Source organism: Sphingobium cloacae, from assembly GCF_002355855.1.
Lineage (GTDB): Bacteria > Pseudomonadota > Alphaproteobacteria > Sphingomonadales > Sphingomonadaceae > Sphingobium > Sphingobium cloacae.
Map to the genome: position 1 here is coordinate 1,229,971 of NZ_AP017655.1, position 24,616 is coordinate 1,254,586.

General features: G+C 64.9%; 18 protein-coding genes and 1 pseudogene. 10 read left to right on the plus strand and 9 right to left on the minus strand.

Annotated elements, in window-relative coordinates:
• The first annotated feature begins 25 nt into the window (after positions 1–25).
• The 3 genes from SCLO_RS06025 (at position 26) to SCLO_RS06035 (ending at position 6,700) form a co-directional block, all read left to right on the plus strand.
• On the plus strand, positions 26–964 hold the full coding sequence (locus tag SCLO_RS06025) for a FecR family protein (RefSeq protein WP_066521453.1): 939 nt from the start codon (positions 26–28) through the stop codon (positions 962–964).
• Complete coding sequence (locus SCLO_RS06030) at positions 948–3,383, plus strand: TonB-dependent receptor domain-containing protein (RefSeq protein ID WP_066521425.1); 2,436 nt, start codon at positions 948–950, stop codon at positions 3,381–3,383. The genes SCLO_RS06025 and SCLO_RS06030 overlap by 17 nt, the downstream gene beginning before the upstream one ends.
• A gap of 95 nt (positions 3,384–3,478) precedes the next feature.
• The gene (locus SCLO_RS06035; RefSeq protein ID WP_066521424.1) at positions 3,479–6,700 is read left to right on the plus strand and encodes an autotransporter outer membrane beta-barrel domain-containing protein; all 3,222 of its coding nucleotides are present in this window, start codon (positions 3,479–3,481) and stop codon (positions 6,698–6,700) included.
• 395 nt (positions 6,701–7,095) lie between these two features.
• Here SCLO_RS06035 and gatB read toward each other — a convergent pair whose 3' ends face one another.
• The 3 genes from gatB to gatC form a co-directional block, all read right to left on the minus strand.
• Positions 7,096–8,598 carry an Asp-tRNA(Asn)/Glu-tRNA(Gln) amidotransferase subunit GatB gene (gene gatB, locus SCLO_RS06040; protein ID WP_066521421.1) on the minus strand — a complete coding sequence of 501 codons (1,503 nt, stop codon included), beginning with the start codon at positions 8,596–8,598 and terminating at the stop codon, positions 7,096–7,098.
• 96 nt (positions 8,599–8,694) lie between these two features.
• On the minus strand, positions 8,695–10,179 hold the full coding sequence (gatA, locus tag SCLO_RS06045; RefSeq protein ID WP_066521411.1) for an Asp-tRNA(Asn)/Glu-tRNA(Gln) amidotransferase subunit GatA: 1,485 nt from the start codon (positions 10,177–10,179) through the stop codon (positions 8,695–8,697).
• The gene (gatC, locus tag SCLO_RS06050; RefSeq protein WP_066521408.1) at positions 10,179–10,466 is read right to left on the minus strand and encodes an Asp-tRNA(Asn)/Glu-tRNA(Gln) amidotransferase subunit GatC; all 288 of its coding nucleotides are present in this window, start codon (positions 10,464–10,466) and stop codon (positions 10,179–10,181) included. The genes gatA and gatC overlap by 1 nt, the downstream gene beginning before the upstream one ends.
• Before the next feature lie 109 nt (positions 10,467–10,575).
• On the opposite strand from gatC, the gene SCLO_RS06055 reads away from it, so the two are divergent.
• Together SCLO_RS06055 and ruvX are read left to right on the plus strand one after the other, a co-directional pair.
• Positions 10,576–11,691 carry a DUF3089 domain-containing protein gene (locus tag SCLO_RS06055; RefSeq protein WP_066521407.1) on the plus strand — a complete coding sequence of 372 codons (1,116 nt, stop codon included), beginning with the start codon at positions 10,576–10,578 and terminating at the stop codon, positions 11,689–11,691.
• Entirely contained in the window at positions 11,688–12,164 is a 477-nt protein-coding gene (gene ruvX, locus SCLO_RS06060; RefSeq protein ID WP_066521402.1) for a Holliday junction resolvase RuvX, read from the plus strand. Before SCLO_RS06055 ends, ruvX begins: the two co-directional genes overlap by 4 nt.
• Positions 12,165–12,296: 132 nt before the next feature.
• On the opposite strand, the gene SCLO_RS06065 is transcribed toward ruvX, so the two are convergent.
• A complete protein-coding gene (locus SCLO_RS06065; RefSeq protein ID WP_096362099.1) occupies positions 12,297–13,643 on the minus strand; it encodes an IS1182 family transposase in 1,347 nt (448 codons plus the stop codon).
• Between the two features lie 540 nt (positions 13,644–14,183).
• On the opposite strand from SCLO_RS06065, the gene SCLO_RS06070 reads away from it, so the two are divergent.
• From SCLO_RS06070 to SCLO_RS24275, 5 genes and pseudogenes are all read left to right on the plus strand, one after another.
• Positions 14,184–14,834, plus strand: coding sequence for a TetR/AcrR family transcriptional regulator (locus SCLO_RS06070; RefSeq protein WP_066515703.1), 651 nt, complete (start codon positions 14,184–14,186; stop codon positions 14,832–14,834).
• Positions 14,835–14,898: 64 nt separating this feature from the next.
• Positions 14,899–16,512, plus strand: coding sequence for an MFS transporter (locus SCLO_RS06075; protein ID WP_231923364.1), 1,614 nt, complete (start codon positions 14,899–14,901; stop codon positions 16,510–16,512).
• Positions 16,509–17,663, plus strand: a complete 1,155-nt coding sequence (locus SCLO_RS06080) for an HlyD family secretion protein (protein WP_066515697.1) — start codon at positions 16,509–16,511, stop codon at positions 17,661–17,663. The genes SCLO_RS06075 and SCLO_RS06080 overlap by 4 nt, the downstream gene beginning before the upstream one ends.
• The gene (locus tag SCLO_RS06085) at positions 17,663–19,039 is read left to right on the plus strand and encodes an efflux transporter outer membrane subunit (RefSeq protein WP_066515695.1); all 1,377 of its coding nucleotides are present in this window, start codon (positions 17,663–17,665) and stop codon (positions 19,037–19,039) included. Before SCLO_RS06080 ends, SCLO_RS06085 begins: the two co-directional genes overlap by 1 nt.
• Before the next feature lie 100 nt (positions 19,040–19,139).
• A pseudogene (locus tag SCLO_RS24275) lies at positions 19,140–19,258 on the plus strand (tyrosine-type recombinase/integrase); the annotation flags it as partial.
• A 207-nt stretch (positions 19,259–19,465) separates the two neighbouring features.
• Here SCLO_RS24275 and SCLO_RS06095 read toward each other — a convergent pair.
• From SCLO_RS06095 to SCLO_RS06115, 5 genes are all read right to left on the minus strand, one after another.
• Positions 19,466–20,176 carry an ABC transporter ATP-binding protein gene (locus SCLO_RS06095; RefSeq protein WP_231923365.1) on the minus strand — a complete coding sequence of 237 codons (711 nt, stop codon included), beginning with the start codon at positions 20,174–20,176 and terminating at the stop codon, positions 19,466–19,468.
• Positions 20,177–20,214: 38 nt separating this feature from the next.
• A complete protein-coding gene (locus tag SCLO_RS06100; RefSeq protein WP_083949024.1) occupies positions 20,215–21,117 on the minus strand; it encodes an ABC transporter permease in 903 nt (300 codons plus the stop codon).
• Positions 21,114–22,070: a PhnD/SsuA/transferrin family substrate-binding protein gene (locus SCLO_RS06105; RefSeq protein WP_066515690.1), complete on the minus strand. Its 957-nt coding sequence runs from the start codon at positions 22,068–22,070 to the stop codon at positions 21,114–21,116. Before SCLO_RS06105 ends, SCLO_RS06100 begins: the two co-directional genes overlap by 4 nt.
• Before the next feature lie 127 nt (positions 22,071–22,197).
• Entirely contained in the window at positions 22,198–23,160 is a 963-nt protein-coding gene (locus SCLO_RS06110) for a TauD/TfdA dioxygenase family protein (RefSeq protein WP_066515687.1), read from the minus strand.
• A gap of 89 nt (positions 23,161–23,249) precedes the next feature.
• A complete protein-coding gene (locus SCLO_RS06115) occupies positions 23,250–24,611 on the minus strand; it encodes an LLM class flavin-dependent oxidoreductase (protein ID WP_066515684.1) in 1,362 nt (453 codons plus the stop codon).
• Positions 24,612–24,616 lie beyond the last annotated feature (5 nt).

Genomic DNA, 24,616 nt, shown 5'->3' on the forward strand with positions numbered 1-24,616 from the left:
GTGAACAATGAACAGGGCCGATGCCATGATCCATGAGGATGCGCTGCTGTGGGTGATCCGCACGCGCGATCCGGAATTTGTCGACTGGGAAGGCTTCACCGCATGGCTGGAGGTCGATCCGGCCCATGCGGCGGCCTATGACGCGCTGATGGCGCGGGATGCCGGCCTGGACGCGATCATCCCCGCCGATCCGGTCCATATGCCCGCGCCCGCCAACGACGCGGGCGATCCCGCCGGGCGGCGCTGGCGACCGATGCGCTGGATCGGCGGCGGCGCGATGGCGGCGGCTCTGGTGGCGGCGGTGTCGCTCGGCGTCATGAACCGGAGCGACATCTACACGGTCACGACCGCGCCCGGCGAAACGCGCAGCATCGCGCTGGACGACGGCACGAAGATCGACGTGAACGGCGGCACCACGCTGCGGCTCGACCGCAAGAATCTGCGCTTCGCCGCGCTCGACAAGGGCGAGGCGGCCTTCACCGTGCGGCATGACGAAGCCAATCCCTTCCGCGTCACCGTGGGCGACGACCTGTTCGAGGATGCGGGCACCGTCTTCAACATCGTCCGCAGCGAAGCCTCGACCCGCATCGGCGTGTCGGAGGGCAAGGTGATCTACAATCCCCGCGCCGAAGCCATCGCCCTTCCCGCGGGCCGCGCGCTGACCGATGATGCGTCCGGCGTGAAGGTCATGAACATCGCGCCCGAAGCCGTGGCGAGCTGGCGCAGCGGGCGGCTGGTCTATGCCAACGCCCCCATCGGCGAGGTGGGCGAGGACATCGCCCGCTCCATCGGCGTGCGCCTCTCCGCTACGCCCGGCGCGGCCGCGATGCGCTTCACCGGCACCATCGCGCTGGACAAGGACCCGGCGCGCTTCTTCGCCGGGGCCGCGCCGCTCATGGGATTGACCGCCGTCCGTCAAGGCGACGGATGGCTGCTGAAAGAAGGGGATGGTCCGCAAAGCTGACGTCCTTTTCGTCACCGCCCTCGCCATAGCGGCCGCAACGCCCGCGCGGGCGGCGGACAGACAGAGCATCGACCTCGCCCCCGGCAGGCTGGGCGAGGCGGCGATCGCGCTCGGCCGTCAGACAGGGGCCAGCATCGGCATGTCGGACCAGTCGCTCGCGGGCATTGCTACCCCCGCCGTGCGCGGCCGCATGTCGGCGGAGGCGGCCTTGAAGCGCCTGCTGAAGGGCAGCGACGCGTCCATCCGGCGGATCGACGGGCGGACATTCCGCATCGTGCGCGCCTCTCATCCCCTCCGCTCCAAACCCGCGCCGCCCGCAACCCGCCCTGACACATTCGCCCCCGCTCCTCCCCCGGCGGAGATCGTCGTCACCGCGTCCAAGCGCGACGTGCCCCTGCTGCGCTATGCGGGCATGGTGGACATGGTGGACGGCGGCCTGTTCGGCAGCGGCGAAGCGGCGGGCGGATCGGCGGCGCTGCTCTCCCGCGTGGCGAGCCTCAGTTCCACCCATGCCGGATCGGGCCGCAACAAGCTGTTCATCCGCGCCATCGCGGATTCGGGCGTGGCGGGACCGACGCAGGCGACGACGGGGCAATATCTGGGCGACATGCGCCTCAACTATGCCGCGCCCGACCCGGACCTGCGCCTCTACGACATGCGCGGCGTGGAGGTGCTGGAAGGACCGCAGGGCACACTCTACGGCGCGGGATCGCTGGGCGGCATCGTCCGCATGATCCCCAATCCGCCCAATCTGGGGGAAGCGGGCGGGCAGGTTTCGGCGGGAGCCTCCGCCACGCAGCATGGCGATCCCGGAGGCGACCTGTCCGCCGTGGTGAACCTGCCCATCGTGCCGGAAAAGATCGCCCTGCGCGTCGTCGGCTATGGCGTGCAGGAGGGCGGCACCATCGATGATCGGCTGCGGGACCGCGATGACGTGAACCGCACGCGCATCTACGGCGCGCGCGCGGCCCTGCGCCTTGCGCCCGACGATGACTGGACCATCGACCTCAGCGGCCTTTATCAGCGGATCGATGGCCGCGACGCCCAATATGCGACCCGCGACGCCGGGCGGCTGACGCGGGATTCCAGCGTCGCCCAGCCCTATCATTCCGACTATCTGCTGCTGAACGCGCGGGTCGAAAAGCAGTGGGACGACCTGCGCTTCGTGTCGTCCACCGGCTATGTCCGCAACATCCTCGCCGAAAGCTACGACGCGACCCAGCCCGGCGGCCCGCCCGCCCTGTTCCGCCAGAGGAACAAAGTGGAGATCTTCTCGACCGAAAACCGGCTGGTGCGCGATCTGGACAATGGCCTGGGCTGGATATTGGGCGCCTCCTATCTGGAAAGCACGTCGGACATCCGCCGCTCGCTGACCTCCTTTGGCATGGCCGCCTTCCAGCCGGAGATCATTCCCGGCGTCCCCATGCTGGGCCGGGGCATGGCCGCCACCGCGACGGGCGTGCGCAACCGGATCAAGGAAGCCACGATCTTCGCCGAAGCATCGTTCGAGCCGGTCGAGGGACTCATCGCCACGCTGGGCGGGCGGCTGACCAACAGCCGCCTGTCGGGGGAGGCGAACGATCCCATCTCCCTGCTCGCCGCCGCCGACATCGCCTATGCCGAAGCGCAGGCCGATCGCAGCGAAACCATCTTCCTCCCCTCCGCCTCGCTGCTGTCGGACGCCCTGCCGGGCATAACGCTCTACGTCCGCTTCCAGCAGGGATTCCGCCCCGGCGGCCTCGCCATGGACGACCAGCGCATCGAACGCTTCCGCAACGACCGCGTGTCGACGCTGGAGGCGGGTTTCCGCAAGGGCGTGGCGGGCCGCGATCCCGTCGCGATCTCCGCCAATGTCGCCTGGACCGACTGGCGCGACATCCAAGCGGACGTGACCGACCGCATCGGCCTCCCCTCCACCGCCAATATCGGGGACGGGCGCATCTACACGGTCGAGGGCCGCGTCGTGCTGCGCCCCGTGGCAAAGCTCACCATCGACGGCAGCCTCATCTACAATGACAGCCGCCTCGACCAGCCCGCCCAGTTCCTGCGGGCGCTCAGCTATGAAGGACGAAAGCTCTCCTTGCCCAATGTCGCGGACATATCCGGGCGGCTGGCGGTCGACTATCGCGCGCCTCTCGGCGACCTGCTGTCGCTCCGCCTGTCGGCCTCGGCGCGCTATGTCGGCAAGTCGCGCCTCGGCGTCGGCCCGATCCTGGGCCGCGAGCAGGGCGATTATGTCGACACCGCCCTCTCCGCCAGCCTGATACGCGGCCCGGTGCAATGGTCCCTGTCCCTCACCAACCTGTTCGACAGCGACGGCAACCGCTTTTCGCTGGGCACGCCCTTCGATCTGCGGACGGATTATTATACGCCCCTGCGCCCGCGCACCGTTCGGATCGGCGTCGATTTCGCCTTCTGAACGATAAGTGAATATTCCGGCACGGGTTTTCCCCCGCCACATCGTCCCTCCCGCATAGGCGCGCACATGGACAGCGCCCTTGCAGAGGAGACACCATGCGACATCTCTTGGCCTGCACGGCCATCTCGCCCGTTCTGGCGGCCCTTGCGGCCGCGCCCGCCTTCGCGGAGACCAAGATCGATTCCAGCACCACCAAGGCGGTCAGGACATCCACCGCCGCCAATGGCGCGGCGGACGACATCACCGTCACCTCCAACGGTTCCATCGCGCTCACCAGCGGCGCCGCCATCACGCTGGACAGCAACAACAAGGTCGCCAACGCCGGCAAGCTGACGATCGACGACGCCAGCAACGTGACCGGCATCCTGGTGACGCCCGGCACGACCGGCGCCATCGCCAACAGCGGCACCATCACCCTGACGGAGGATTACACCGCCAAGGACGCCGACAATGACGGCGACCTTGACGGCCCCTTCGCCAAGGGCACGAACAAGAAGGGCATCTGGGTCCAGTCCGGCGCGGCTCATTCCGGCGCCATCGATCACAGCGGCACCATCACCGTCGAAGGCAACCAGTCGTCGGGCATCCGCATCGACGCGCCGCTGAACGGCAACCTGTCCACCAGCGGCACCATCTCCATGGTGGGCGACGACAGCTATGGCGTGCTGGCCAACGACGTGACCGGCAATGTCACGCTGCGGGGCACGACCACCGTGCAGGGCGCGAACAGCGTGGGCGCGGCGCTGCTGGGCGATGTCGACGGCGCGGTCAAGATCCAGGGGAGCATCACCAGCACCGGCTATCGCTCCACCAGCCGTCCCGCCGACACCAGCAAGCTCGACGCCGACGACCTCCTGCAAGGCGGATCGGCGGTCCGCATCGCGGGCGACGTGACCGGCGGCATCATCTTCGACGTCCCGCCCGTCCGCAAGGATACGGACGACAAGGACGACACCGACATCGACGACGATGGCCTGACCGACAGCACCGAAGGCAGCGCCTCCATCGTCACCTATGGTTCGGCCGCCGCCGTCCAGATCGGCGCGGAAGACCGCGACACCAGCATCGGCGCGGTCGCCGCCGAAAGCTCCGGCTATGGCCTGATCGTCAAGGGATCGATCGGCGGCAACGGCGTCTATGACGGCGTGGACGGCAACGGGCTCGTGATCGGCGGGCTTGGCGGCGATGTCACCGTGACCAAGGGCGTGCTGGTCGCCGGCACGGTTTCCGCCGTCTCCCATGACAGCAACGCCACGGCGCTGCGCCTGGGTTCGGGCGCCGCCGCCGACAAGCTGGAGATTTCCGGCACGGTCGGCGCCAGCGGCTCCAGCAAGGACGGCACCTCCGCCCGCGCCATCGCGATCGATGCGGGCGCGAAGGCCGGCACCATCGCCGTCAGCGGCGCGGTGCAGGCCGTCGCGGGCAGCAATGAAAAAGGCACGGCCATCGCCATCGTCGATTCCTCCGGCACCGTCTCCTCGCTCACCAACACCGGCAAGATCAGCGCGACCGGGGCCAAGGCGGGATCGAACATCGCCATCGACCTCAGCGCCAACACGTCCGGCGTGACGGTCGGCCAGTCGCTCGCGTCGGAAACGGCGAACGCGCCGTCCATCGTGGGCGATGTCCGTCTCGGGTCGGGCAATGACGCCATGACCGTCTCGGCCGGATCGGTCGCGGGCAATATCAGCATGGGCGCGGGCGATGACAGCCTCGCCTTGTCCGGCACCGCCAGCCACAAGGGCAATATCGCCTTCGGCGCGGGAACCGGGACGCTCTCCCTCGCCGACAAGGCGACCGTGACGGGCGATGTCGATTTCGCGGGCCAGGGCAGCAGCATGACCCTCTCCGGCACGTCCAGCTTCACCGGCAAGCTCGTGGGCAGCGGCCAGACGGCGCTGGTGCTGAACGGCGGCGCGCTGAACGCCACCAATACGGGATCGGTGGCGCTGGCCTCGCTTCAGGCCGGGTCCGGCTCCGTCATCGGCGTCACCATCGACAGCGCGAACGGCACCCACACCGTCTATGACGTGGCGGGCGCCGCCAGCTTCGCCGAAGGATCGCAGGTCAAGGCGACGATGACCAACGTCAAGGGCGCGGCGGGCGATTATGTCATCGTCCGCGCCGGTTCGCTCGCCGGCACGCCCTCGCTCTCCGGCGCCACGCTGCTCCCCTATATGTTCAAGGGCAGCGTGGCGTCCAACACCGGCACCGGCGAAGTCACCCTGTCCGTCGGGGCGAAGAGCGTCACGGAACTCGGCCTTTCCGGATCGCAGGCGCGGGCCTATAGCGCGATCTTCAACGCGCTCGACAATGACAGCGCCGTCGCGAACGCCTATCTGGGGATCATGGACGGCGATACGCTGAAGGCCACCCTGCAACAGATGCTGCCCGACCATGCGGGCGGCACCTTCGAAGCGGTCACCGCCGGCTCCCGCGCCACCGCGCGCATCCTGTCCGATCCGGGCGGCATCTACCGCACGAAGGACGGACGGCTGGGCTTCTGGCTGCAACAGGTCGCGTTCGGCAGCTCGAAAAGCGTGGGCAACACCGCTTCCTACGACATCAACGGCTGGGGCGCGAGCGCGGGCGTCGAATATCTGACCGGCATCGGCGCGTTCGGCGGCTCCTTCGCCTATATCCACGGCAATGATTCCAAGGGCGGCAGCAATCTCGCCGTCGATTCCGACCAGTTCGAGCTGGCGGCGCACTGGCGCGGCGATTTCGGCCCGATCCAGGCCTTCGCCCGCGTGTCGGCCGCGCATATCGACTTCAACGGCACGCGGCATTTCGCCAGCGGGACCGTCAGCCGCACCGCCGAAGGCGACTGGTCGGGCAAGCTCTATTCCGCCACGGCGGGCATCTCTTACGAAAAGCGGATGGGCCGCCTGTCGCTGCGCCCGGCGGCGGGGATCGACTATTACCGCCTCAAGGAAAAGGGCTATGCCGAAAATGGCGGCGGCGATGCCTTCAACCTCACCGTGCTGGGCCGCACCAGCGACGAGTTGACCGCGAACGGCACCGTCACGGCGGGCTATGATTTCGGCAGCCTCGATCCGCGGGATGGCTGGGTCCGCTTCGAACTGGAAGGCGGGCGCCGCCAGATCATCGGCGGATCGCTCGGCGACACCGTGGCCTATTTCAAGGGCGGCCAGCAATTCACGCTGGTCGCGGACGAACGCACCAACGGCTGGACCGGGCGCGCGCGCCTGATCGGCGGCAATGACAGCTTCCGCGTCGGCGGGGAATTCAGCGCCGAGGAACAGCAAAGCCATGTCGCCATCGCATTTCGCGCGACGGTAAACTTCGTCCTGTGACGTCTTGAACATGGATCGGCGGGCCATGCCCCTCCAGACCCTCCAGGCCTGCCGATCCCGCCATGCCCCTTCCCCGGGGATCATGGCCTTGAAAGGGAAAGGGCGCCGTCCCCCATGGCGGCGCCCTTTCTTTATCGGGATGGGGGATTGAGAGACAGGTTTCGGTCAAAGGCGGACATTCAATCTCCGTTCGGGGCTGAGCCCTTCGACCGACTGATTGCAGCAGTCGCTCAGGATAAACTGCATCTCCAATGCAGTCGAAGCCTTCCACCGAACGAAGTGAGGTGCAGAGCTTTCGACAAGCTCAGGGCGAACGAAGGTGGGCATCTAAGCCGCGACTGTCCGCTGACCACCCAAAAGCCAACGAACCGCCTGCCGCGCCCGCCCCTGCCGCCTCAGCTCAGCGCCTTCTTCAGCAGTTCGTTCACCACCTGCGGATTGGCCTTGCCCTGCATGGCCTTCATGGTCTGCCCCACGAAAAAGCCGAACAGCGCTTCCTTGCCGCCCTTATACTGCTCCACCTTGTCGGCATTATCGGCCAGCACCCTGGCGACAGCCGCCTCGATCGCGCCCGTGTCGGACGTCTGCTTGAGGCCCTTTTCCTCGACGATCGCACCGGGCTTGCCGCCGGTTTCGAGCATGATCTCGAACACCTGCTTGGCGATGGTGCCCGAAATCGTGCCGTCCGCGACCAGCGCCAGCAGTTCCGCGCCGTCCTCGGGCGTCACCGGGCTGTCCTCCAGCGAGCGGCCCAGCCGGTTGAGCGCCCCGTAAAGTTCCGACAGCAGCCAGTTGGCCGAAGCCTTGGCGACTTCGCTTTCGCTCTTCTTCTGGATGCGCGCGCCTTCGGCCAGCAATGCCTCGAACCAGCGCGCGGTGTCCGCCTCCGCCGTCAGCACCGCCGCATTATAGGCGGAAAGGCCCAGATCCTTCTCATAGCGCAGCCGCTTGGCGTCCGGCAGTTCGGGCAGCGACTGGCGGCATTCCTCCAGGAAGGCGTCGTCCAGTTCCAGCGGCAAGAGGTCCGGGTCGGGGAAATAGCGATAGTCATGCGCGTCTTCCTTCGACCGCATGGAGCGCGTCTCATTCTTGTCGGGATCATAGAGGCGCGTTTCCTGCACCACCTTGCCGCCCGCTTCCAGCACATCGACCTGACGGCTGGCTTCATATTCCACCACCGCCATGACGAAGCGCACGGAGTTGACGTTCTTCGTCTCGGTCCGCGTCCCGAATTCCTCGCCCGGCTTGCGCACCGAAACATTGACGTCCGCGCGCATGGAGCCCTGATCCATATTGCCGTCGCACGATCCCACATAGCGCAGGATCGTCCTCAGCTTCGACAGATAAGCACCTGCTTCGGCGGGAGAACGCATGTCCGGCTTCGACACGATCTCCATCAGCGCCACGCCCGACCGGTTGAGGTCGACATAGGAGCTTGTCGGATGCTGGTCATGCATCAGCTTGCCCGCGTCCTGCTCGACATGGATGCGCTCGATCCCGATCACCTTGGTTTCGGCGTCGGGGTTCTTCTCGTCGAGATTGATCTCGATCTCCCCCTCGCCCACCAGCGGGTGATATAGCTGGCTGATCTGGTAGCCCTGCGGCAGATCGGCGTAGAAATAATTCTTGCGGTCGAAGCGCGACCATTTGTTGATCCGCGCATTGATCGCCATGCCGGTCCGCACCGCCTGCCGGATGCATTCGCGGTTGGGCACGGGCAACATGCCCGGCATCGCCGCGTCGACCAGCGACACCTGCGTATTGGGCTCCGCCCCGAAAGCGGTCGCCGCCCCGGAAAAGAGCTTCGCCTTGCTCGTCACCTGCGCGTGGACTTCCAGGCCGATCACGACCTCCCACTCGCCGGTTGCGCCCTGGATGCGATATGCTGCCTCGGTCATCTTCTTGTCCTCAACTGTTCCTGCGAAGGCAGGAACCCAGGGTGAGTGCAGAGCCATCCGGCCCTGGGCTCCCGCTTTCGCAGGAACATGATTGCGTTACCACCACTTGTCCGGCCGCGCCGCGAAGCCCGCGCGTTCCTCGATGGCGAGGCCCGCGTTGAGCACGCCCTGCTCGTCCAGCGCCCGCCCGATGATCTGCAAGCCCAGCGGCAGCCCTTGCGCGTCCAATCCGCCCGGCACCGCCATGGCGGGCAAGCCCGCCAGCGAAGCGGGCACCGTGAACACGTCATTGAGATACATCGCCAGCGGATCGGCCTGCTTCTCGCCCAGCGCGAAGGAGGCGCTCGGCGCGGTCGGCGTCAGCAACAGGTCGCACTTTTCGAAAGCCTGCTCGAAATCGCGCGCGATCAGCGCCCGGACCTTCTGCGCCTGCGTATAATAAGCGTCGTAGAAGCCCGCCGACAGCACATAGGTGCCGATCATGATGCGGCGCTTGACCTCCGGCCCGAAACCGGCGGCGCGGGTCGCGGCATACATGTCCTGCAATCCCGCGCCATCGGGCAGGTCGCGCTGCCCGTAACGCACCCCGTCATAGCGCGCGAGGTTGGACGAAGCTTCCGCCGGCGCGATGATATAATAGGTCGGCAGCGCATATTTCGTATGCGGCAGCGACACCTCGACCACCTCCGCGCCCGCATCCTTCAGCCATGCGATCCCGCGATCCCACAGCGCCGCGATCTCGGCATTGAGGCCGTCGGGGCGATATTCCTTCGGGATGCCGACCGTCTTGCCGCGCAGGTCGCTGGAAAGCCCCGCCTCCCACTGCGGCACCGGCAGGTCGAGCGAGGTCGAATCCTTGGGATCGAAACCCGCCATCACCTCCAGCATGATGGCATTGTCGCGCACCGTCCGCGCCATCGGCCCCGCCTGATCCAGCGAGGAGGCGAACGCCACCACGCCCCAGCGCGAGCAGCGCCCATAGGTCGGCTTGATGCCGCTGATCCCGGTGAAGGCCGCGGGCTGGCGGATCGACCCGCCCGTATCGGTGCCCGTCGCCGCCGGGCACAGCCGCGCCGAAACCGCCGCCGACGATCCGCCCGAAGACCCGCCCGGCGCCAGCGCGGCATTGTCCCCGCCCTTGCGCTTCCAGGGCGAGATCACATTGCCGAACCAGCTTGTCTCGTTGGACGATCCCATCGCGAACTGGTCCAGGTTCAGCTTCCCCAGCATCCCCGCGCCCGCATCCCACAGCTTGGCGGAAACGGTGGATTCATAAGTCGGGATGAAGCCTTCCAGCATGTGGCTGGCGGCGGTCGTCTGCACGCCTTCGGTGCAGAACAGGTCCTTCATGCCGATGGGCACGCCCGCCAGCGGCTTCAAGGCCTCGCCCGCCGCCTTGGCCTTGTCGGCGGCGTCAGCGGCGGCCAGCGCCTTTTCCGGCGTCTCGACGATGAAGGCGTTCAGCGCCTTGCCCGCCGCCACATTGGCGTTGAACGCCTCGGCCACTTCGCGCGCCGAAAAAGCGCCGCCACGGAAACCGTCGCGGATGTCCGCGACCGTCAGGTCAGTCAAATCGCTCATCACTCTATCACCTTGGGCACCGCGAAGAAGCCATGTTCCGCCTGGGGCGCGTTCGCCAGCACCTTGTCGCGCACGTCGCCGTCGGTCACGGCGTCCTCGCGCAGGCGCTGGTGGTTGGGGATGACGGCGGTCATCGGCTGAACGCCGGTCACGTCCACCTCGCCCAGTTGCTCCACCCAGCGCAGGATGTTGTTGAGTTCGGGCACCATGGCCTCCGCTTCGGCATCGGTCACCGAAATGCGCGAAAGGCTGGCGATCTTCTTGACGGTTTGCAGGTCTATCGACATGGCCCGCCGCTAGCATCCGCGCCTGCCCGCTTCAAGCCGGTTTCGCGCCTCTTGCCAGCACGTCCCCCATGCGCCAGACAAGCGCTTGCCCGAAAATGGAGAGCATGGGTTGGCCCGCAAATTCCTTTACGTCGTCGCGACGCTGATCGTGCTGGTGATCGCGGCCCTTCTGGCCTATCGCCTCTGGGGCATGGAGATGATCCGCGCGGTGATGGTCCCGCGCGAAACCTTCGCCCCGCTCCAGCCGCTGCCGGCCAACGCCTATGACGATCCGAAGATGTGGATCGCCCGTCCCGACATCGCGAAGGACAATCCCGCGCTCTGGACGCCGGAGGGCGTGAAGGACGCGCCCGCCGCGCAAAAGGCGGCGGTCTTCTTCATCCATCCCACCTCCTACATCACGACGCTGGGCGACGCGCACTGGAACATGCGCCTCGACGACAAGGATTCGCTCAATACCGCCCGCCGCTTCGTGAAGGGGCAGGCCAGCGCCTTCAACGCCGTCGGCGCGATCTGGGCGCCGCGCTACCGGCAGGCCAATTACGGCGCGTTCCTGACCGACAAGGCGGACGGCCCGAAAGCCATCGACGCCGCCTATCGCGACGTGAGCGCCGCCTTCGCCGCCTTCCTGAAGACCAACCCGGCCGGCCCCGTCATCCTCGCCGCCCATAGCCAGGGCTCGCTCCACCTCCTCCGCCTGATGCACGATCAGGTGGCGGGCAAGTCCGTCGCGGACAGGATCGTCGCGGCCTATGTCATTGGCTGGCCCGTCTCGGTCGAAGCCGACCTTCCCGCGCTCGGCCTCCCTGCCTGCATGAAACCCGATCAGGCGCGCTGCGTCCTCAGCTGGCAAAGCTATGCCGAACCCGCCGATCCCTCCGCCGTCGCCGCGATGTTCCAGGCTCATGACGGCCTGACCGGCCAGCCGCGCAAGGGCACGCACATGCTCTGCACCAATCCGCTGACCGGCGCGCGGGACGGGACGGCTCCGGCCAGCGCCAATCGCGGCACGCTCCAGGGCAGGGAAGAGGGCAAGCCTGCCACGCTGGTGACCGCCGCCGTCCCGGCCCGCTGCGCCGACGACGGCTTCCTGCTGATCGGGGAGCCGGTGGACATGGGGCCCTTCACCCTCCCCGGCAATAATTACCATGTCTATGACTATAATCTGTTCTGGGCGAATATCCGGGAGGATGCCCGCGCCCGCCTGTCCACCTATCTGAAATGAGCGCCGCCCTCCTGACGGCGGACCGCGCCCTGTTCCGCGAAGCGCTGCCCATGGGCGGCCGCCTGCTCGGCATGGACGTCGGCACGAAGACGATCGGCCTCGCACTGTGCGACGCGGGCTGGTCCATCGCCAGCCCCGCCCACACCGTCTCGCGCGGGAAATTCAGCAAGGACAAGATCGCGCTCGCCGCCTTCATGGACCAGCAGCAGGTGAAGGGCGTGGTCGTCGGCCTGCCCCTGAACCTCGACGGCAGCGAAAGCCCGCGCAGCCAGGCGAGCCGCGCCTTCGCCCGCAACATCGCGGATCTGGGCCGCCCGATCCTCTTCTGGGACGAACGCTGGTCGACGCAGGCGGTCACCCGCACCCTCCTCGAAGCCGACGCCAGCCGCGCCCGCCGCGACGAACTGGTCGACAAACTGGCCGCCAGCTACATCCTGCAAGGCGCGATCGACGGACTGATGGCGGGATTCTAGGAATGTGCGTTGAAGGCGGGTTTGGGCGGGAGTGGCATTTCCAGAAAACGGCCGAGACTGTTGAAAAAGTCGTTGGGTTGACGGCGGTGCTTGGCAGTGGAGCGACGATCGCCGATGCAATCGAGGGCTGTATTATCCAGTCATGCTTGCCGGTCTGGTGAGCAGACGGAGGTTCTGGGCCGATGCCGCCATCAAGAACTCCTCTGCCGCTCCGCTGAGCCCTTTCAACTTCAACCTTCGGATGCCCATGGTACGTTTGAGATGGCCGAAGAGCCGCTCGATACGCCTTCGCAATCGTCGGGATCGGGCATAGTCATCGGTCTGCGCGAGGGCCTGGGCGCGATCCCGCGCCTCCTGATCGAACGAACGGGTCAGCGTCCGCCGTGTCCCTGTAGTGCATTGCTCGCGAACGGGACAGGCTTTGCAGTCGCTGCCTTTCGGACGGTAGAAATGCACGCGATGCGCTCGATCGTCGCCACGATATGTCAGCGATCTTCCTCCGGGACAGGTGAAGCTGTCGTTCTGGGGGTCATAGGTGAAGTCATCCCGGCTGAAGATGCCCGGCACCTGGCGCTGGCGGTCGATGACCGGGATATGCGGCACAATCTCGCGATCGAACAGCCAAGCAAGCAGCAGGCCACTGCCATAGGCCTTGTCGGCGGCAATGCGTTTGGGCGTGATACCGAGACGCTGACCGACGCGCTCCACCATGACCCGCGTCGTCGCCACCTCCGCCGCGAAGCGTGCCGGACTGGCCTCGACATCGAGGATGCAGCCGGTCTCGGTGTCGATCATGGAGTTGGTGGCGTAGGCAAACCGGGCGCGGCCATGCTTTGACGACCACGCACTTTGTGGGTCGATCGGCGACACATGCTTGGGCGTGGATGGCTCCGGCTCATCCGGTGGCGTCGGCAGCGCCGCATCGAGGGCGGCGAGATATTCGCGCACCGCGCGGCTGCTGCGGTACTGGCCGCGCAGGGTATCGGGCGCTTCGCTCCCCGGCAGCTTATGCTCATAGTTGGCGTCGGCTTCGACCATGCTGGCGTCCACGGCGGTGTCGTGGCCGATCACGAGCCCCGCCTCGACACAGCGGCGGACGACCTCATCGAACAGCAACCGGTGCAACTCTCCGTCGCGGAAGCGGCCATAGCGGTTCTTGCTGAAGGTCGAATGGTCCGGCACGCGACCGTCCAGATCAAGGCGGCAGTACCAGCGATAGGCAAGGTTGAGATGCACTTCCTCGCATAGCCTGCGCTCGGACCGGATGCCGAAAAGATAGCCCACCAGCAGCATCCGCATCATCAGTTCGGGATCGATCGATGGTCGCCCCATCGCGCTGTAGCTGCTGGCGAGATGTTCGCGCACGAAGCCGAAATCCAGAACCGTATCAATCCGCCGCAGCAGATGATCCGCTGGCACATGATCGTTCAGCCGAAACTCGTAAAACAGCCGATCCTGCCCATCCAGCTTACCCATCATCGCCGCATCTCCCGACTACACTCGCGATGGAATCACTCCCCCAGCCGCAACTCAAGCGACTTTTTCAACAGTCTCGGCCCTTAAGCCGACAGGCAATTTTAGCGGCAGAACACTAAATGGGTGGATGCGAAAACCATCATGGCCAACCCGAATAAGCGATAAGGCCAGCGGCCTCCTCGCGGAATATAGGTTTCCAAGTCGCGAAGTTCTTCAAAATATCGTTCCGATGCACCGTTGCGTAATGCTAGCAGCCGCTCAGAATGGCGGCGCGCTGTGTGGGTTGAAAATCATTGCGGCACAACGAGGAGCGCGGTCGAGGCAACAATCAAGATAATCTGAAAAACTATTGGCATTCACTGCCCTGGCCGCCGCCGTTTTGCAATCTATCCCATACCGTCTCGCAAAGCCTGCATCGACCTGTCTCCGCGCAAGATATGGCGGCCAGCCGATCGGGCGCGCCTGCACTCGCCCCCAGGCAAGCGCAATGGGGCTTGCATCAGGCCACTTGCCATTTATTAAATCACGATTTAATAAATCCGCATGACGCGTCAGCCGCCCATTCAGACAATCCGGCCGCGGGGGCGCCCGCCGAGGGACCGCCTCGACCCCTCGCGGGACATTTCCCAGGCCGCGCTCGGGGTCTTCGCCTCCAAGGGCTATGAGGGTGCCACGCTCAAGGAGATAGCCGATGAGGCAGGGGTGGACCCTTCACTCATCTCTTACCAGTTCGGTTCCAAGCTCAATCTCTGGAAGGCCGTGATCGAAGGCCTCGGCCGGGAGTTGCAGAACCTTCTCGCGGACCTTGACGTTCCGGCACCTGACCACGATCCCGAAAGCTCGGTGCGATCCGCATTGAGCGAGATCACAAGATTCATGTGTGAGAACACGCAGATTCCGCATTTTGCCGCGCGCGACGTCTTTCGCGACGACGAGCGCACCGAATGGGTGAACGAAAATCTCTTCACGCCACTGGTCGAACATCTGGGCAGCCGTTTGGAGAAGGTGTGGGCGCGTGGCCGCTTACGGCCTGGCCCGCTCAACATGTTGATCCTCCAGTTCGGCTACGGCATGGCCATCAACATCGTTCGCCGCGAGCAACTGATCCGCTCCATGCCGGAACTGGCGGACGACGAGACTTTTCGTCGCGAACTGACCGCCATGCTGATCGGATCGGTCTTTCGCGATGGCTAACCGCGCGTCCGCTTCGGGAAGCCCAAACGCCGGCCATGTGTTCAAGCCGCACGAGCGGCCGTTCATGCCGGGTTCACCGGCAACTCCCGATCACCCCGCCGCGCGCAAGGTCGCCTATCTGCTGATCGGGCTGTATCTCGCTGTGGTCGGAGGACTTCAGAACGGACTTCTCATCGCGAACCTGACCTTCGTCCAGAGCAATCTCGCGCTGACGCCCGTCGAGGGAGGATGGGTAACGGTCGCGTTCAATCTGACCAACGCCTGCATGAGCATGCTGCTGTTCAAGGCGCGGCAGGAATTCGGCATACAGCGGTTCGTGCGGGTGGCAATGTCGGCGTTGCTGTTCGCCAATTTCGTGCAGTTGTTCGACGCCGGCTATCATGTCGAACTGCTCTCGCGCGGAATCGCCGGAATCGCCGGAAGCTGCATCAGCACGCTGGCTACCTTCTATCTCATTCAGGGAATGCCGGCCAAGGCGAAGATCGTGGCGGTTCTGATCGGCATCGGGCTCGGACAGATCGCGATCCCCCTGGCACGCGCGATCTCTCCCGCACTGCTTGCATCGGGGGACATCGATCACCTTTTCCAATTACAGTTCGGTCTTTCACTTGTCGCCGTGGGCCTGGTCAATATCCTTCACCTGCCGCCTGGCGAAACGGTGCGCTCGTTCGAAAAGCTGGATCTCATATCCTTCCCGCTGCTCACATCGGGGATCGGCCTGCTATGCGCCTTTCTCGTGCAGGGCCGCATCATCTGGTGGGACAAGCCCTGGCTGGGCGCCGCGCTGGCCGGCGCGATCCTGTTGATTGGACTGGCCTTCCTGATCGAGCATAACCGCGCCAACCCCATGTTGCACACTCGATGGATGACAAGTGGGAACATCCTCGCCTTCGCGCTGACCGGGGCGATGGTTCGTGTCCTGCTGTCCGAACAGAATTTCGGAGCAACCGGCCTTCTCTCGACGGTGGGCATGGTGAACGACCAGCTCGTGACCTATTACTGGATACTGACCCTGGCGGCCTTTCTCGGCTCAACGGTGTCCATCGTGCGGCTCGACCCGACCGATCTCACGCGTCCGATCATGGTCGCGATGGGCATTATCGCGGTCGCCGCCTTGCTCGATACGCGGTCCGGTGTACTGACCCGTCCGGCCAATCTGTACTGGACCCAGGCGCTGCTGGCCTTTGCGTCGGTCTATGTCATGGCGTCGCTGATGATGCAGGGCATTTTGCGCGCGTTGTCGCGCGGACCGGACTATATTATCAGCTTCATAGCCGTATTCGGCCTCTCGCAGACGATCGGCGGTCTCGCCGGCGTGGCCGCGCTTTCGGCCTTCCATACCATTCGCGTCAAGGCGCATCTGATGACGATGGGTCAAAGCCTGTCGCTATCCGACCCGGCGGTCGCACAGGCGATCGGACAACTTGCAGCCGGACAAAGCGCCACGCTGGGCGATGCGGCCCTGAGGCAGGCGACAGGGGCATCGCGACTGGTGCAGCAGGTGAACCAGCAGGCGGCGATCATGGCGTTCAACGATGTCTTCTTCGTCATCGGCTGCCTCGCAGGTGCCGCGTTCGCGATCACATTCGCCCGCTGGGCCTACCTGCGGCGCAAAGGCATCAACCCGCTGGCCGATGAGATGGCAGCCCTCCAGACAATGATGAGCCGCAATGCATGAATACAGAGATTAAAAGCGATCCAGGCAAGCAGCAGGTACCGGCCGCAACCGGCACTGCCAGTCAACCGACCGATCCCGAGTTCACCGACGCAGAGCAGCAGGGTAGCGGGTGGGCGCCTAACCGGTCACGCCGCGCCATCATCATCTTTGGCCTTGTCATCCTGGCCGGTGTGCTGACCGTCCTCTATGCCTGGGGCCTGCCGCCTTTCCGGTCCGGCAACGTGACCACGGACAATGCCTATGTGCGCGGGCAGACCACGATCATCAGTCCACAGGTCACGGGATATGTCACGGCCGTGAATGTCCGTGACTTCGCCGACGTGCGTAAAGGCGCCGTGCTGGTCACGATCGACGACCGCATCTATCGGGCCCGCGTGGCGCAGGGGGCAGCCAACATCGCCGCACAGACCGCAACGCTCGACAACGCCTTGCAGAACCAGCGATCGGGCGAGGCGCAGGTCCGGTTGCAGGATGCCGCCGTCGCCAATGCCCGGGCGCAGCTGGTCCGGGCGCGGGCGGACATGGCGCGCGTGGACGACCTTGTCAGTGAGGGATCGGTGTCGCGGCGCGAGCGGGACCAGACGCTGGCTGCCTTGCGCCAGGCGGAGACCGCCGTGCAGCAGGCGCAGGCGCAGCGCGCGATCGCTGTCGAACAGGTCCGCTCGGTCGATGTTGGACGCGGCGGCCTGCGCGCGCAGGTCGACAATGCCTCGGCAGCGCGCGATCTCGCGCGGGTCGACCTGGACAACACGATCATCAGAGCGCCGCGCGACGGCCGGCTGAGCGAGGTGGCGGTCCGCGTCGGCCAGCTTGTGTCTCCGGGCACGCAGCTCATGTATCTCGTCCCGACCGAACATTGGGTGGTCGCCAATTTCAAGGAAGCGCAGACCGCGGACATTCGGGTTGGCCAGAAGGCCACGTTGCAGGTCGATGCTTTCAAAGGCGCCAGTCTCACCGGGGTGGTTGAGCGGGTCTCGCCGGCGGCCGGCAGCGAATTCAGTGTGATCCGCCCCGATACGGGGGCCGGCAATTTCGTGAAGGTGCCCCAGCGCATCGCGGTGCGCATCCGTATCGATCCGAACCAGGAGCTTGCCAGGCGGCTCGGCCCAGGCATGTCGGTCGTTGCGACCGTCCACACGAGGAAGCAGTGATGCGGAACTGCCTCTTCAGGACAGTCGCGGCCGTCGCGCTTGCGGTGGGCCTCGCCGGCTGTGTTCCAAGCATTCCGGCACCACCCGACACCTCCGCAGTCGCTGCGCCGGAGAGTTGGCGCACCAAATTCACGGGCGGCGCGATAGCAGATGGCGAATGGTGGCAGGCATTTGGCGATCCCACGCTGGTGGCGTTGGTGGAGCAAGCGAGAGAAAACAACGCCGACATCGCGATTGCCCTCGCGAGGGTGCAGGAAGCTCGTGCCCAGGAGCGGGCGTCCCGCGCGCTGCTCTTGCCCGCTCTCAACGCCTCGATACCGGCCAGTCACGGCCGCTCGTTGACGGCGCTTGGCACGGCGGTGGAGACGACGGTTGCGCAGCCGCAGTTCCAGGCCAGCTACGAACTGGACCTTTTCGGCCGCAATCGCGCGCAGATCGATGCGGCGGCGGCCAATGCGCTGGCCAGCGACGCCGCCAGGCAGGCGACAGTCCTGTCGGTAACCTCGGCCACAGCTACCGGCTATGTCACATTGCTGGCGCTGGACGAACGGCTGCGCGTGCTGCGCGAGACCCTGACCTCCCGTGAAGCCGCGCTACGCATAGCCCGCAGCCGGGCAGACGCAGGCTATACATCCGATCTCGAACTGAGGCAGGCGGAAGCGGAGTACCACGCCACGCAGCAGCAGATCCCCGTGGTCGAGACCGCTCTCGCCCGGCAAGAAAACGCCCTGTCGTTGCTGACTGGAAATACGCCGGGTGACATAATGCGTGGTGGCCGGTTTGCGGCGCTTCGCCATCCAGCCGTTCCGGCACTGGTTCCGTCCGAGCTCACCGGTCGTCGGCCTGATATCGTGCAGGCGGAATATGCGCTGGCCGCCACGGATGCCCGGCTCCGGGCCGCGCAGCGGCAATTTCTCCCTCAAGTGCAGCTGAGCGCTACTGTGGGCGAGATCATCGGTTCGTCGCTGCGCGACAATGTCGATTTCTGGTCGATCGGCGGGTCGGTGCTGGCCCCGATCTTCGCGGGCGGGCGCCTCAGGGGACAGTTCGACGCGGCGGTCGCGCAGCGCGATCAGGCGGCCTTCGCCTATCAGCGGGCGGTCCTCCGCGCCTTTCGTGAGGTGGAGGACCAACTCGCGGTGATTACGCGGCTCGATGATCAGGAGAAGGCATTATCCGGCCAGCGTGACGCTGTGGCCAGCAGCCTGCGTCATGCAACCAACCGCTATCGCGTGGGATACTCCACCTATCTGGAACAGGTGGACGCACAGCGCGCCTTGCTATCGGTCGATCTGGCATTGATCCAGTTGCGCAACGATCGGCTGACGGCGCTGATAGCCCTGTATCAGGCCGTGGGCGGCTCACCTCGGCCGTGAAGGCGCTCGACCATCATAGCTGAGACTGTTCCTCCGGGAACGAGACTGGATCAGGCGAAGATGCGGAAGCCAAAGGAAATCTGTCAGTAAAACGGCCGATAAACGCCACGAAATGCCTGCGATCACAATCTAGAGGAATATCTTGTAGCCTATATCGACGGCTGCGGCTTGCGCGACGATCGCAAGGGGCCGCTGTTCCGCACGATCGCGCGCGGCACTATCCTCCAGCCCTTGCGCGGCTATTTTGCAACGTGGGGATGCGGGTATCGTCATGCTACGGGATGTCCGGCGAATGACGGCCGAGCCATTGTTCCTCAACCCGCGCGAGGTAGCCCTTTTGCAGCGGTGTGGTCTTCTGCCTTTGGATTCTCGATAAGGACCGCCATCTTTCCGCGATCTGGAAGGGTCCGTTCTCCATGCAGCCTTTCAGGCGACGACCTGATGAACGCCCAGTTCGGCCAGAAGACGAGTCCGCTTTTCGGCTACGGCCAGCTCGGTATGTAATCCTGGCATGGACTGATCATTATCGAGATCGAGCGAGATTCGCCCTTCTGTAAGTACCAGAATTCGGTCGGCCAGCACCAGGGCCTCATCCACATCGTGAGTGACGAGAATGACGGCGGGCTCATGCGCGCGGCACAGGCTCCGCAGCAATTCGTGCATCTTCAGCCGGGTCAGGGCGTCCAATGCCCCGAACGGCTCATCCAGCAATAGCAGATCCGGTTCGCGCACCATCGCCCGGGCAAGACCTACGCGCTGCGCCTCCCCGCCCGACAGTGTGAGGGGCCAAGACCTCTCGCGGCCAACGAGCCCGACTTCCTCGAGAGCTTCGCGCGCTCGGGTTTTCACGTTCGGCCCGCGCAGGCCCAGACAAACATTGGTCAAGACGCGCAGCCAAGGTTGCAGTCGCGGCTCCTGGAAGACGATCGAACGCCGGCTTGCGACTTGCAGTTCTCCATCGGCGTCTCCATCGAACCCACACAGGATACGCAGCAGGGTGCTCTTACCGGAACCGCTGCGGCCAAGCAGCGCGACGAACTCTCCCGCGCGGACGTCCAGATCGATGCCGGTCAGCACCGCACGACCGTCGAAACCGCGTTTCAGATTGCGTATCCGCACAGCCAGCGGATCAGCCATAAGCGCGGGGCGCCGATCGATTGGTAAAGATTGAATCGTCATACGCCGTTAAAACCCTTGCGCCAGGACAGCACTGTCCGCTCGATCAAGCGGATGCCTTGGTCTCCGACAAAGCCAAGCAAGCCGTAGATCACCAGACCGAGCACGATATAATCCGTGCGATTCCAGGATTGCGCCTGATTGATGAGATAGCCGAGCCCGCGATCCGCGTTGATCTGTTCGGAAAAGAATAGCAGCAACCAAGCGGCGCCCAGTGCCCAGCGAAGCCCCACCAGAAAGCCAGGCACTGCTCCCGGCAGGATCACGCGGCAAACTAGCCCCCAGCGATTGAGCCCGAAAGCTTGCCCGGCTTCGACCAGCTTCTGATCCACCCCGCGGATCGCCGCGAAGCTGTTCATATAGACGGGGAACGTCACGCCGATCACGATCAGCGCAATCTTTGCCGGCTCCCCGATTCCCATCCAGACGATTATCAGCGGAAGCAGTGCGATCACCGGCACCATACGAACCATGTTCATGGATGAATCGACGAGATGTTCCCCGGCGCGCGAAAGGCCAGCAAACAGGGCGAGCATCAAGCCGATCCCCACGCCAAGTGCCAGACCCCAGGCGACCCGCTGAAGCGATGCGAGGAAATGAAGCTGGAGATCACCCGACGTCCATAATGCGTCCGCCGCTTGCGCCACGGCCAAGGGCGAGGCAAGCGAGCGGGTATCGACGAGATGCAGTGTCGTTACGGCTTGCCAGGCGATCAGCAAGACAACCGGCCCGGCGATACGGAGCAGCCAGGAGGGTGCCCATCCTCGCCCCCTCCTGGCGTCGGGAAGTGAAACAGTTTCCAGGGCAATGGGCTGACGCACCGCCCGCGCGGATGCTGGCGTTTCCTCCGTCTCGTCAGTCGTGGACGCGACGGTGGCCGTCTGCACGATCAGAACGCTCATCCAATCGCCTCCTCTATTGCCTGGTTGAATTCCCGGTTGATACCGCCATCGAAAAGATCGGCGGCAATTGGTCCCGGTGGCAGCGCGCCCGCGCCGGACAGAAGCTTGGCCTGCCGCTCCAGATGCGTCCGCAGTTCGGCGGTAACGGTCTTGAAATATGGCCGGATCCCGACGCGCTTCAGCAGTGCTTGCGCGCCAGCTTCATCCTGATGTTGCACCCCGCGAAAATATTCCTCGCGCCAGATGTCGGGATGGGCCTTGAGCCATTCACCGGCGCGGGCGCCGCGTGCCACGAAATCAACCAGCGCGCTTCGTATCGTGGGATGCGCGAGCGAGCGACGCGCGGCCAGAATTACGTTGTACCCGCCATCCGGTGCGTCCAGCACTACTGCATCGGGCTGCTGGGCAAGGTAGCCTGGAATCATCGGGCCGCCGAGAACGGCCGCGTCCGCCGCTTCGGATTGAAGTGCGCGCATAAGCGCCACGAGCGGCACGTCGATGGGCGTGATGTCCGCTTGGCTTAGACCCGCATGTTCGAGCGCGAGAAGGAGGTAACCATGGAGCGCGGTCGATTTGGTGAACGCGATCCGTTTGCCCTTGAGGTCGGCTAAGGTCCGAATGCCGGTGTCTGGACGCGCGATGATCTGAAGATAGCTGTTGGGCGCTGTCGAGCCGGCCGCGATGATCACTACGTCGGCTCCGGCGGCCGACGCGAACAGGGCTGGCGTATCGCCCATGGTGCCCACGTCCAGCGCATCGGAAAGGAAGGCTGCATTCATGTTCGGACCGTCGGTGAACGTCATCCACTGGAAGGGTAGCGGCGGCCCTTCGACCTCGCCGGCCAGCTCGAAAGGAAGCTGCAAACTCTTGCTCTGGTCGCCGATGCGGAGCGTGCTACTGCCGCCATCACCGACCCCTGCACGACAGGCTGCCAGCATCAGCGGCGCGCCCATTAGCAGGGCGGAAAAAGAGCGGCGGTCGATCGCGAAAGGGGAACGAGCGTGTCGCACGAAGCAGCTATCCTCTTGACTGGTGGCAAGGACGGCCGGAAGCGGATTTGCTCCCGGCCGTTGCTGAGCGTCAGAGCGCGAGGAATTCCTTACCCGCGACCAGCTCTGATGGCTTGCCGTCAGGGCCGACCGGAATATCGCCCTCCAACGTCACGCGGTAGAGAACGCGATTACCGTTATCGAGGTGATCGAGATCTGAAGGCGCCAAGTGGGCCGTACTGCGGTTGTCCCAGAAGGCGATGCTTCCGGGTTCCCAGCGGAAACGTACCGTATATTGCGATTTGGTGATCTCGTCCCAGAACAGGTCCAGAACGCGTTCGCTCTGCTTGGGGCTGAGGCCGATGATCTCACGCGCGAAACGTGTGAAGGTCGGGCTGACATAGAGTGCCTTTTCGCCGGTTTCGGGGTGGACGCGCACCAGTGGATGGATCGCGATCAACGGATTGCTCGCGATCTTGCGGCCCCAATCGCTGTCAGGCGCGCCTAAAGGCGCGAAGCTATGCTTGGCGCGCAGGCTTTCGGCGAAGAGCTTCAGTTCCTCGGGCAGGTTTTCATAGGCCGCCACCAGATTTGTCCACTGCGTGTCGCCGCCATAGGCCGGTACTTCCTCGGCCCGCAGGATCGATGCGAAGGGGGGATTAATCACCGCAGTCACATCGGTGTGCCATCCATTATCGTAAGTCACCTTGCGCTTGCCGAACTTCGCTTCGTAACGACGGCTGTCGATCGGGAAGATTTCGGGGAAGCCTTGGGGCGGAGCATCTTCATGGGGATGCGCCGGAGTCAGTTTCCCGAAGCGCCGGGCAAAGGCGATCTGCTGCGCATGGTTGATGTGCTGCTCGCGGAAGAAAATCACCTTGTGGGTCAGCAGGGCCTGACGGATCGCCGCGACTGTTTCATCGTCGAGTTCCTGCCGAAGATCCACCCCGGATATGTCCGCGCCGATATAGCCGGCTACGGGTGAGATGGTCAGCTTGCTTGCGCCGGCGGATTGCGCAAGCGATGCGGGACGTTCCTTGGTAAGCGTGGTCATCGTTCTTCTCCTGTCAGACTATCGTGGTGGTTATTGCCCCCTGGCCCGGACGGGCGGACAGGAGGCGATCCAGGAAAGGCAGCTAGCGGTCATTCCGCTGCCTCAGCCCGAATGGCGTGATGGGGGTGTGTCGGATAAGGCAGGCCCAGATGCTCGCGCAGCGTGGTGCCGGCATAGGATTTACGAAATCGGCCCCGGCGCTGGAGTTCGGGAACGACATGACCGACGAAATCATCCAACCCACCGGGAAGGTAAGGCGGCATGATGTTGAAGCCGTCCGCACCATAGCCATCAAACCAGGCCTCCAGCCGGTCCACGATCGATGCCGCCGTCCCGTGGATCGTCCAGTGGCCCCGGGCGCCGGCCACGCGCAGATGGAGTTCGCGCGCGGTCAAGCCTTCGCGCCGGGCAAGCTCCAGCAGCAAAGCGGGCCGGCTCGCTCGGCCATCCACTTCCAGCCAGTCGGGAAGCGGCTCGTCGATGGGATGCTCGAGCAGTTCGGGCCTGTTGAACACCGACGCGAGAAAACGCAGAGCGACTTCCGGCAGGATCAGGCTTTGCAATTCTTCGTACTTCTCCAGCGCTTCCGCCTCGGTCGCGCCGACCACCGGGAATACGCCAGGCATGATCCTCAGATCCTCCGCCCTGCGGCCGAACGCCGGGAGGCGGCCCTTGATGTCGGCGTAGAAGGCTTGCGCGGATTCCAGTGTCTGGTGGGCCGTGAAGATCACTTCGGCCGTGCGGGCGGCGAGTGCGCGACCAGGTTCGGACGATCCCGCCTGCACGACCACCGGATGTCCCTGGGTCGAGCGCGGGACGTTGAGCGGCCCCGCCACCGAGAAATGCGCACCGCGATGGTTCAGAGGATGAATGCGGGCCGGATCGAAGAACACGCCGCTTGCCTTGTCCCGCGGGAAGGCATCGTCCTGCCAACTCTGCCACAGCCCTTTGGTGACATCGGCGAATTCCTCGGCCCTCGCATAACGCGCCTCGGGTTCGGGATGATGGTCCAGATTGAAATTTTGCGCTTCTTGACGAAGGGCGGACGTCACGAGATTCCACCCGGCGCGCCCGCCGCTTAATAAGTCGAGCGAGGCGAACAGGCGGGCCAGCAAATAGGGCTCGTAATAAGTCGTCGTCGCGGTCGCCACGAGACCGATATGCGATGTCCGCGAAGCGATGGCCGACAGGAGCGTGATCGGCTCGAACGTTGCGACCTGCGATACGAAACGACTGGCGGCAGGATCTTCTTGGTCCACCATGCTGCCTTGGCTGTCCGCCAGGAAGACCATGTCGAAGCCCGCGTCTTCCGCCGTCCGGGCGATCGCAACATAATGTTCCAGATCGGCGCCCGCATCCGCCTTCGCTCCCGGATGCCGCCATGCTGCGACATGGTGCCCCGTCGCCATCAGGAACGCGCCGAGCCGGATCTGATCGCTTCTCTGTGTCATGCTTG

What these genes read in the sequence shown, in the direction of transcription:
- gatC (WP_066521408.1), bottom strand. Translation starts at nt 10,466, where the DNA reads ATGTCGATAGACCTGCAAACCGTCAAGAAGATCGCCAGCCTTTCGCGC.
- SCLO_RS06030 (WP_066521425.1), top strand. Translation starts at nt 948, where the DNA reads ATGGTCCGCAAAGCTGACGTCCTTTTCGTCACCGCCCTCGCCATAGCG.
- SCLO_RS06115 (WP_066515684.1), bottom strand. Translation starts at nt 24,611, where the DNA reads ATGACACAGAGAAGCGATCAGATCCGGCTCGGCGCGTTCCTGATGGCG.
- SCLO_RS06065 (WP_096362099.1), bottom strand. Translation starts at nt 13,643, where the DNA reads ATGATGGGTAAGCTGGATGGGCAGGATCGGCTGTTTTACGAGTTTCGG.
- SCLO_RS06085 (WP_066515695.1), top strand. Translation starts at nt 17,663, where the DNA reads ATGCGGAACTGCCTCTTCAGGACAGTCGCGGCCGTCGCGCTTGCGGTG.
- SCLO_RS06080 (WP_066515697.1), top strand. Translation starts at nt 16,509, where the DNA reads ATGAATACAGAGATTAAAAGCGATCCAGGCAAGCAGCAGGTACCGGCC.
- gatA (WP_066521411.1), bottom strand. Translation starts at nt 10,179, where the DNA reads ATGAGCGATTTGACTGACCTGACGGTCGCGGACATCCGCGACGGTTTC.
- ruvX (WP_066521402.1), top strand. Translation starts at nt 11,688, where the DNA reads ATGAGCGCCGCCCTCCTGACGGCGGACCGCGCCCTGTTCCGCGAAGCG.
- SCLO_RS06075 (WP_231923364.1), top strand. Translation starts at nt 14,899, where the DNA reads ATGCCGGGTTCACCGGCAACTCCCGATCACCCCGCCGCGCGCAAGGTC.
- SCLO_RS06100 (WP_083949024.1), bottom strand. Translation starts at nt 21,117, where the DNA reads ATGAGCGTTCTGATCGTGCAGACGGCCACCGTCGCGTCCACGACTGAC.
- SCLO_RS06070 (WP_066515703.1), top strand. Translation starts at nt 14,184, where the DNA reads ATGACGCGTCAGCCGCCCATTCAGACAATCCGGCCGCGGGGGCGCCCG.
- gatB (WP_066521421.1), bottom strand. Translation starts at nt 8,598, where the DNA reads ATGACCGAGGCAGCATATCGCATCCAGGGCGCAACCGGCGAGTGGGAG.
- SCLO_RS06110 (WP_066515687.1), bottom strand. Translation starts at nt 23,160, where the DNA reads ATGACCACGCTTACCAAGGAACGTCCCGCATCGCTTGCGCAATCCGCC.
- SCLO_RS06035 (WP_066521424.1), top strand. Translation starts at nt 3,479, where the DNA reads ATGCGACATCTCTTGGCCTGCACGGCCATCTCGCCCGTTCTGGCGGCC.
- SCLO_RS06095 (WP_231923365.1), bottom strand. Translation starts at nt 20,176, where the DNA reads ATGGCTGATCCGCTGGCTGTGCGGATACGCAATCTGAAACGCGGTTTC.
- SCLO_RS06025 (WP_066521453.1), top strand. Translation starts at nt 26, where the DNA reads ATGATCCATGAGGATGCGCTGCTGTGGGTGATCCGCACGCGCGATCCG.
- SCLO_RS06105 (WP_066515690.1), bottom strand. Translation starts at nt 22,070, where the DNA reads ATGGGCGCGCCGCTGATGCTGGCAGCCTGTCGTGCAGGGGTCGGTGAT.